The 8,305-nt window shown below is 58.6% G+C and carries 9 protein-coding genes; 6 read left to right on the top strand and 3 right to left on the bottom strand.

The window, feature by feature from the left end; translation table 11 throughout:
* The 4 genes from ACRESJ_RS22820 to ACRESJ_RS22805 all read left to right on the top strand — a co-directional run.
* Window positions 1-626 (top strand): ABC transporter permease (locus tag ACRESJ_RS22820; protein ID WP_431759946.1); only part of this gene is annotated, 626 nt, incomplete at its 5' end.
* Window positions 623-1,333, top strand: coding sequence for an ABC transporter permease (locus tag ACRESJ_RS22815; protein ID WP_431759945.1), 711 nt, complete (start codon window positions 623-625; stop codon window positions 1,331-1,333). The genes ACRESJ_RS22820 and ACRESJ_RS22815, both read left to right, overlap by 4 nt.
* A 10-nt stretch (window positions 1,334-1,343) precedes the next feature.
* The gene (locus tag ACRESJ_RS22810) at window positions 1,344-2,462 is read left to right on the top strand and encodes a succinylglutamate desuccinylase/aspartoacylase family protein (protein ID WP_431759944.1); all 1,119 of its coding nucleotides are present in this window, start codon (window positions 1,344-1,346) and stop codon (window positions 2,460-2,462) included.
* Window positions 2,463-2,475: 13 nt separating this feature from the next.
* Window positions 2,476-3,240: an ABC transporter ATP-binding protein gene (locus tag ACRESJ_RS22805; RefSeq protein WP_431759943.1), complete on the top strand. Its 765-nt coding sequence runs from the start codon at window positions 2,476-2,478 to the stop codon at window positions 3,238-3,240.
* Window positions 3,241-3,292: 52 nt separating this feature from the next.
* Here the strand turns inward: ACRESJ_RS22805 and ACRESJ_RS22800 are convergent, their stop codons facing one another.
* A complete protein-coding gene (locus tag ACRESJ_RS22800) occupies window positions 3,293-3,676 on the bottom strand; it encodes a hypothetical protein (RefSeq protein ID WP_431759942.1) in 384 nt (127 codons plus the stop codon).
* A 252-nt stretch (window positions 3,677-3,928) separates the two neighbouring features.
* On the opposite strand from ACRESJ_RS22800, the gene ACRESJ_RS22795 reads away from it, so the two are divergent.
* Together ACRESJ_RS22795 and pdeM are read left to right on the top strand one after the other, a co-directional pair.
* The gene (locus ACRESJ_RS22795) at window positions 3,929-6,415 is read left to right on the top strand and encodes a ligase-associated DNA damage response DEXH box helicase (protein WP_431759941.1); all 2,487 of its coding nucleotides are present in this window, start codon (window positions 3,929-3,931) and stop codon (window positions 6,413-6,415) included.
* Window positions 6,415-7,071, top strand: coding sequence for a ligase-associated DNA damage response endonuclease PdeM (gene pdeM, locus ACRESJ_RS22790; RefSeq protein ID WP_431759940.1), 657 nt, complete (start codon window positions 6,415-6,417; stop codon window positions 7,069-7,071). Before ACRESJ_RS22795 ends, pdeM begins: the two co-directional genes overlap by 1 nt.
* Before the next feature lie 8 nt (window positions 7,072-7,079).
* Here the strand turns inward: pdeM and ACRESJ_RS22785 are convergent, their stop codons facing one another.
* Together ACRESJ_RS22785 and dcd are read right to left on the bottom strand one after the other, a co-directional pair.
* Window positions 7,080-7,289, bottom strand: coding sequence for a hypothetical protein (locus ACRESJ_RS22785; protein ID WP_431759939.1), 210 nt, complete (start codon window positions 7,287-7,289; stop codon window positions 7,080-7,082).
* A 107-nt stretch (window positions 7,290-7,396) separates the two neighbouring features.
* Complete coding sequence (gene dcd, locus ACRESJ_RS22780) at window positions 7,397-7,963, bottom strand: dCTP deaminase (protein ID WP_007940589.1); 567 nt, start codon at window positions 7,961-7,963, stop codon at window positions 7,397-7,399.
* Window positions 7,964-8,305 lie beyond the last annotated feature (342 nt).

The following is an 8,305-nucleotide window of genomic DNA, read 5'->3' as shown; positions in this document are numbered from 1 at the left end:
CGTTGTCGCTGTTGCTGGCCGTGCTGCTCGGGTTGCTCGGCGCCAGTGCCAAGCTGTCAAAAGTCAAACTGATGCGCGTGCCTGCCCAGCTTTACACCACACTCATTCGCGGCGTTCCGGACCTTGTCCTGATGCTGCTGATCTTTTACAGCCTGCAAACCTGGCTGACGTCGTTTACCGACTACATGGAATGGGAATACATCGAGATCAACCCATTCAGCGCCGGGGTCATCACCCTGGGCTTCATTTATGGGGCGTATTTCACCGAAACCTTCCGCGGTGCGATTCTCGCGGTGCCACGGGGTCAGGTCGAAGCCGCCACCGCCTATGGACTCAAGCGCGGCCAGCGTTTCTGGATCGTGGTGTTTCCGCAAATGATGCGTTTTGCCCTGCCGGGTATCGGCAACAACTGGATGGTCATGCTCAAGGCCACTGCGCTGGTGTCGATCATTGGCCTGGCCGATCTGGTCAAGGCCGCTCAGGACGCTGGCAAAAGCAGCTATCAGCTGTTCTATTTCCTGGTACTCGCCGCGTTGATCTACCTGGTCATCACCAGTGTTTCCAACTTCATACTGCGCTGGCTTGAACGCCGCTACGCCGCCGGTACCCGGGAGGCCGTACGATGATCGAACTCCTGCAGGAATACTGGAAACCCTTCCTCTACAGCGATGGTCAGAACATCACCGGCCTGGCCATGACCCTGTGGCTGCTCAGTGCATCGATCTTCATCGGATTTCTGGTGTCGATCCCGCTGTCCATCGCCCGGGTTTCACCGAACTTCTACATTCGCTGGCCGGTGCAGTTCTACACCTACCTGTTCCGTGGCACACCGCTCTACATCCAACTGCTGATCTGCTACACCGGGATCTACAGCCTGGCTGCCGTGCGCGCACAACCGCTGCTCGACAGCTTCTTTCGCGACGCGATGAACTGCACCATCCTGGCCTTCGCCCTGACCACCTGCGCCTACACCACGGAGATTTTCGCCGGGGCGATTCGCAGCATGAACCACGGTGAAGTCGAGGCGGCCAAGGCTTATGGCCTGACAGGCTGGAAGCTGTATGCCTACGTGATCATGCCATCGGCGCTGCGTCGCTCGCTGCCTTACTACAGCAACGAAGTGATCCTGATGTTGCACTCAACCACCGTGGCGTTCACCGCGACCATCCCGGACATTCTGAAAGTCGCTCGGGACGCCAACTCGGCGACCTTCCTGACCTTTCAATCGTTTGGCATCGCCGCGCTGATCTACCTGACCGTCACTTTTGCGCTGGTCGGCCTGTTCCGTCTCGCCGAACGCCGATGGCTGGCCTTCCTTGGGCCAACCCACTAGGACAACGTAAATGCGCCACCAGATTCATGACTTGCTGGCCCCACTGCCGGGCACAGCACGACAGATCCACAGTTTTCACTTCGGCCCGCAACCGGCCAAAGGCAAGGTCTACATCCAGTCGTCCCTTCATGCCGATGAAATGCCCGGCATGCTGGTGGCCTGGCACTTGAAGCAACGGCTGACAGAGCTGGAGGCGGCTGGCCGTCTGCGCAATGAAATCGTCCTGGTTCCGGTGGCCAATCCCGTTGGCCTGGAACAAGTGCTGATGGACGTGCCGCTGGGTCGCTACGAGCTGGAAAGCGGACAGAACTTCAATCGCTGGTTCGTCGATCTGAGCGAGGAAGTGGGCAATGCCATCGAAGGTCAACTCGGTGAGGATCCACAGCGCAACCTGGAACTGATCCGCAACCATCTGCGCAGCGCATTGAATCGTCAGACTGCCAGCACCCAGTTGCAGTCCCAGCGCCTGACCCTGCAACGCCTGGCCTGCGATGCCGACATGGTGCTGGACCTGCATTGCGATTTCGAAGCCGTCGCGCACCTGTACACCACGCCCGAGGCCTGGCCGCAGGTCGAGCCGCTGGCCCGCTACATCGGCTCCGAAGCCAGCCTGTTGGCCACTGACTCTGGTGGCCAGTCGTTCGATGAATGCTTCACCCTGCTTTGGTGGCAGCTCAAAGAGCGCTTTGGCGAACACTTCGATATTCCGCCGGGCAGCTTTTCAGTCACCGTCGAACTTCGCGGCCAGGGCGACGTTAATCACCCCTTGGCCAGCCTCGACTGCCAGGCGCTGATTGACTACCTCATTCATTCCGGTGCGATTGCCGGCGAGCCGGCGCCACTGCCTGAGCTGCCCTATCCGGCCACACCGCTGGCCGGTGTGGAGCCGGTGGCTACGCCCGTTGGCGGGCTGCTGGTATTTACCGCAATGCCTGGAGAATATCTGGAAGCCGGGCAACTGATCGCCGAAATCATTGACCCGATCACCGATCGGGTCACCCCTGTTCATTGCACCGCCGCCGGGCTGATGTACGCCCGTTCGCTGCGCCGCATGGCCACTGCTGGCATGGTGATCGCCCACGTCGCGGGCACCGAAGCCTATCGCAGCGGCTACCTACTTTCGCCTTGAGGACGCTTGCTCCATGTACAAACTGACCATTGAAGGCCTGCATAAAAGCTATGGCGATCATGAGGTGCTTAAAGGCGTTTCGCTCAAGGCCAACACCGGCGACGTCATCAGCCTGATCGGTGCCAGCGGTTCGGGCAAAAGTACCTTCTTGCGCTGCATCAACTTTCTCGAACAACCCAACGCCGGCGCCATGAGCCTCGATGGGCAGAACATCCGCATGGTCACCGATCGCCACGGCATGCACGTGGCCGATGCCGATGAATTGCAGCGGATTCGCACCCGCCTGGCGATGGTGTTCCAGCACTTCAACCTGTGGAGCCACATGACCGTGCTGGAAAACATCACCATGGCTCCGCGCCGGGTGCTGGGATGCAGCAAGCAGGAAGCCGAAGACCGCGCCCGTCGCTATCTCGATAAAGTCGGCCTGCCGGCGCGAGTGGCCGATCAGTACCCGGCGTTCCTCTCCGGCGGTCAACAGCAGCGGGTGGCAATTGCCCGAGCACTGGCCATGGAGCCGGAAGTCATGCTGTTCGATGAACCGACCTCGGCACTGGACCCGGAACTGGTGGGTGAAGTGCTCAAGGTGATCCAGGGTTTGGCCGAAGAAGGCCGGACCATGATCATGGTCACCCACGAAATGAGTTTCGCCCGCAAGGTTTCGAGCCAGGTGCTGTTTCTGCACCAGGGGCTGGTGGAAGAGGAAGGGAAGCCTGAAGACGTACTGGGCAACCCTAAGAGCGAGCGGTTGAAGCAGTTCCTGAGCGGTAATCTGAAATAGTTAATAAACGATGAAGAGGAAGCCGGTCTGCCCGGCTTCCTTTGCTCAAGCATCAAGCACTTGTCTCGTGCTCCAGCCTGAAACTGCCATTGGTCACCTTCAGACCATGGATGTCTATTCCGCTGAAGGTCCCGGCAAACTGCGCATCCCCGCCAACCTTCAACTCAAGATTGCCTTGATAGACTTCCGCTTCTGAACTGCCTGTCACATGGATAATCATTGGGCCGCGTGGACTAAGCCCCAAGTTAAAACTGCCACTCTCGATGTCGCCCGGCAGCTGGATATAAAACTCTTTTCCCTTCCCGTTACTCGCGTCAATACGATAGCTACCTAGCAATACATAGAATTCAAGTCCGTTTGTTACCCGAAACAGCTGGGTATCGCCGGAACCAGTAGTCACATCGGCACATAAATGTCCCTCTCGATTTGTACTCATCTGAATTTCCTTTTCATATGTGGGTAACTGCCCGAACCGCATCTTTTCCAAAAAATCGCAGAACAAGCAGCCCGTCGATACAAACACGACCGATTCACCAACAGGTTTCAACGCTAGACACAGTTATTTCCAGATTTGCGTCGATCAGCACTGGAGCCAAAACTGCCCCCCCCCCAAAAAAACAAAGCCATTAAAACTTGTACTGATCCGCCGCGGTCACTGAAAGAAGACCTCCAGAGCGCAAAACCCGGTATGGGAACGACCACCGACTTCGCCAAAGCCTGGTTCTCTGTTCGCGGCTGGAAACCGTTCGCCTTTCAGAAACAGGTGTGGACGGCGGTCAAAAACGGGCAGTCCGGCTTGCTGCACGCCAGCACCGGTGCCGGTAAGACCTACGCTGTGTGGTTTGCTGCGCTCAATCGCTTCGCCCGCGCCTCGCCTCCCGTTGAAAAACCTCGCAAACGCAACCCAGTCGCCGAACCGCTGACGGTGTTGTGGATCACCCCCATGCGCGCCTTGGCCACCGATACAGCCCGTGCATTGGCGGTGCCGTTGGACGATTTGCAGATTCCGTGGAGCATCGGCCTGCGCACGGGGGATACCAGCAGCAGTGAACGGGCACGCCAGAGTCGGCGCCTGCCTAGCACGCTGGTCACAACCCCGGAAAGCCTGACCTTGATGCTGGCCCGTGCCGACGCGGTATCAGCACTCGCTACTTTGCGGATGGTGGTGGTCGACGAATGGCACGAACTGCTCGGCAACAAACGCGGCGTGCAATTGCAATTGGCCCTGGCCCGTTTGCGCCGCTGGCATCCTGAACTGATCGTCTGGGGCGTTTCCGCGACCCTGGGTAATCAGACCCACGCACAGCAGGTCCTTATCCCCCAGGGTGGAGGGATCAGCGTTCAGGGCCAGATCGACAAAAAGTTGCAGGTCGATACACTGCTTCCACCCGCTCTCGAACGGTTCCCATGGGCCGGGCACATTGGTTTGAAGATGTTGCCGCAGGTGATCGCCGAGCTTGAATCCAGTGCCAGTAGCCTGGTTTTCACCAATACTCGTGCTCAATCGGAAATCTGGTATCAGGCCTTGCTTGAGGCCCGTCCTGATTGGGCAGGGCTCATTGCGCTGCACCACAGTTCGTTATCCCGCGACACCCGTGACTGGGTTGAGCGCGCCCTCAAGGAAGGTCATCTCAAAGCAGTGGTCTGCACTTCCAGCCTGGATCTGGGGGTGGACTTTTTACCCGTTGAACGGGTGCTGCAAATCGGCTCGGCCAAAGGCGTGGCGCGGCTCATGCAACGGGCGGGGCGCTCCGGGCATGCGCCGGGGCGAGTATCGCGAGTGACGCTGGTGCCCACGCACAGCCTGGAGTTGATCGAGGCCGCAGCCGTACGGGACGCCGTTGCGCAACGCCGCATCGAACCCCGTGAGTCGCCCCACAAACCATTGGATGTGCTTGTACAACACTTGGTCAGCATGGCGTTGGGGGGTGGCTTTGTGCCCGACGAGCTGTACGAGGAAGTGCGCACCGCCTGGGCTTATCGTGACCTGAGCCCTGCGGATTGGATTTGGGCATTGGCTTTCGTGCGACACGGCGGGCTGTCCCTTACAGCTTATCCGGACTATCGCCGGGTCGAACCCGATGAGCAGGGAGTTTGGCGCGTGCCTGATGCCCGGCTGGCCCGTCGGCACCGCATGAGCATCGGGACCATCGTCAGCGACGCGAGCATTCAACTGAAGTTCTGGAGCAAGGGTGGCGGTGGCAAGCAACTGGGCAGCGTGGAAGAAGGCTTCATCGCGCGCCTCAAGCCAGGCGACGGCTTTCTCTTTGCAGGTCGATTGCTGGAATTGGTACGGGTGGAAAACATGACCGCATACGTTAAACGCAGCAGCGCAAAAAAAGCCGCGGTGCCGCGCTGGAATGGAGGTCGCATGCCACTGTCCAGCGAACTGGCCAACGCGGTAGTCGCGCGGTTCAGCGCGGCAGCGCAGGGCGAGTTCGCCGGCCCGGAAATGCAGGCGTTGCGCCCGCTGCTGGCCGTGCAACAACAGTGGTCAGGGTTGCCAACCGAGTCGAGCCTGCTGGTCGAAACGTTGAAATCCCGCGAAGGCTGGCACCTTTTCCTCTACCCCTTTGCCGGACGCCAGGTGCATCTGGGCCTGGCGAGCCTGCTGGCCTGGCGCGTCAGCCAACGCCAGCCCCTGACATTTTCAATCGCCGTCAATGATTACGGGCTGGAGCTGCTCAGCGCCAACCATGTCGATTGGCCCCGACAGCTCAATGTTGATTTGTTCAATGCTGATCATTTGCTGGCTGATGTGCTCGCCAGCCTGAACGCCGGCGAACTGGCGCTGCGCCGTTTTCGCGAAATCGCACGAATTGCCGGATTGGTATTCGCCGGCTATCCCGGCGCCCCGAAAAGCACGCGTCAGGTTCAGGCTTCAAGCGGTTTGTTTTACGAAGTATTCAAACAATACGACGCCAACAATCTGCTGCTGGCCCAGGCAGGGGAAGAGGTTCTGCGCGAGGAGCTGGATATTCGTCGTCTGGAACTGACGCTGGAGCGGCTCAGTAGACTTAGGCGCGACATGCATCAAATCAAGCGCCCTACGCCTCTCGGTTTTCCATTGCTGGTGGAGCGTTTTCGAGAAAGCATGAGTTCGGAAAAACTCGCCGATCGCATCAGGCGCATGGTCAACGACCTGGAAAAAACCGCTGAGAAAGAGAAAGCCTGATGGGCACGCCTTATTCAATACGATTGGCAGGTGAAGACCTCTGGTTGTTACCGGAGAAAGCCATCTATTGGCCAGCGCAACAGGCGTTATTGATCGCCGATGTACATTTCGGCAAGGCCGCTGCTTATCGAAGCCTCGGCCAGCCAGTACCCCACGGCACCACGGCGCAAAACATCGGCGTGCTGGATGAACTTATGATGGCCCTGCCCTGCCGACAGTTGATTTTCCTTGGGGACTTTCTGCATGGCCCTGGTTCCCATGCAATCGCCACGCTAAGCGCCCTGTCTGAATGGCGAGCTCGCCACAGGGACCTGTCGATGACCTTGATTCGCGGAAATCACGACAAGCGCGCCGCAGACCCGCCACTCTCGCTGAACATTCGCGTAGTGCCCGAGCCTTTGTTGCTCGGCCCTTTTTCCTTGCAGCACGAACCTGTAGCGCATGCGGACCGACCTGTATTGGCCGGCCACGTGCACCCCGTATATCGGCTGAACGGTCGAGGCCGACAAAGTCTGCGCCTGCCGTGTTTCAGGATAGGCGCAGACGTCAGCCTGCTACCGGCCTTCGGTGCATTTACCGGTGGCTTTCAAGTCCTGTGCGATGACAACTGCAAGATCCTGGTCATTGGCGACAACGAGATATGGCCCGTCAACTGATGGAGGCTTCAAACCACAGGCGCGGGAGGCGGCTCATCCGGCAAGGTGGGCTCACCTGGCTCGGTAGGCTGCTCGTTAGGGGTATCGGGATCAGGTTGACCGGGGATGCCCCCTGTCATGCTGAGCGGCGGGTGTGCCAACAAGGACCAGGCCAAAACGCCAACCTGATTGGGCTCAAGCCTTGCCAGTTCGGCACTTATTCGCGGGTCGATCTTCATAAAGCACTCCTGAGCGATGGCCCGATCCGCCTTGCGCGAATCGGAGCAGTACAGTCCATAGAGTGTACGCTCGCTCAGGAATTCCCACGTTTTGTCAGACGGCTGACTCAGGTACGCGGCAGGGTCACGCCACGCTGGCCCTGGTACTTGCCGCCACGGTCCTTGTAGGACACTTCACACTCTTCGTCAGACTCAAGGAACAGCATCTGCGCCACGCCTTCGTTCGCGTAGATTTTTGCCGGCAGATTGGTGGTGTTGGAGAATTCCAGGGTCACATGACCTTCCCACTCAGGCTCAAGCGGCGTGACGTTGACGATGATGCCGCAGCGCGCGTAGGTGCTTTTACCCAGGCAAATGGTCAATACATTGCGCGGAATGCGGAAGTATTCAACGGTGCTGGCCAGGGCGAAGGAGTTCGGCGGAATGATGCACACATCGCTGTGGATATCGACGAAGCTGCCGGCATCGAAGTTTTTCGGGTCGACGATGGCCGAATTGATGTTGGTGAACACCTTGAAATGATTGGTGCAACGCACATCGTAGCCGTAGCTCGACACGCCGTAGGAGATCACACGGCTATCGTCGCTGCCGCGCATCTGGCGCTCGACGAAAGGCTCGATCATGCCGTGTTCCTGCGCCATGCGGCGAATCCACTTGTCCGATTTGATGCTCATGGCGGGTGTCCTGAATAGCGAGGTGGTAAAAATCTGTCCGGCATCTTACCGGGGCTCGCCGCCGGGTTCAAAGCACTGGGCGCAATTCTCGCCGAACAGGCTGCAATTACGCGTACTGGCGACGAACCGTCACACCGCCGATCCTTAAAACAGAGAAACCTGCGCAAGAAGCATTGGCACGTTCCGGAAAAAGGGTTAAGGTGGCGCCACTGTGTTGCTTGTGTCACTGAGAATCTCTACACGATATGTTGAATTTCGATCCAACCATCTACAAGAATTTTTCCTGCTCTTTGCACTCAGTCTCGGCCAGGGTTCTTCCTGAGTCGCAGTTATCTTTGTTCA

It is taken from the genome of Pseudomonas sp., assembly GCF_050739655.1.
Taxonomy (GTDB): domain Bacteria; phylum Pseudomonadota; class Gammaproteobacteria; order Pseudomonadales; family Pseudomonadaceae; genus Aquipseudomonas.
Note: the sequence above shows the minus strand (reverse complement) of the source record. Positions and strands in the feature narration are given on the sequence as shown.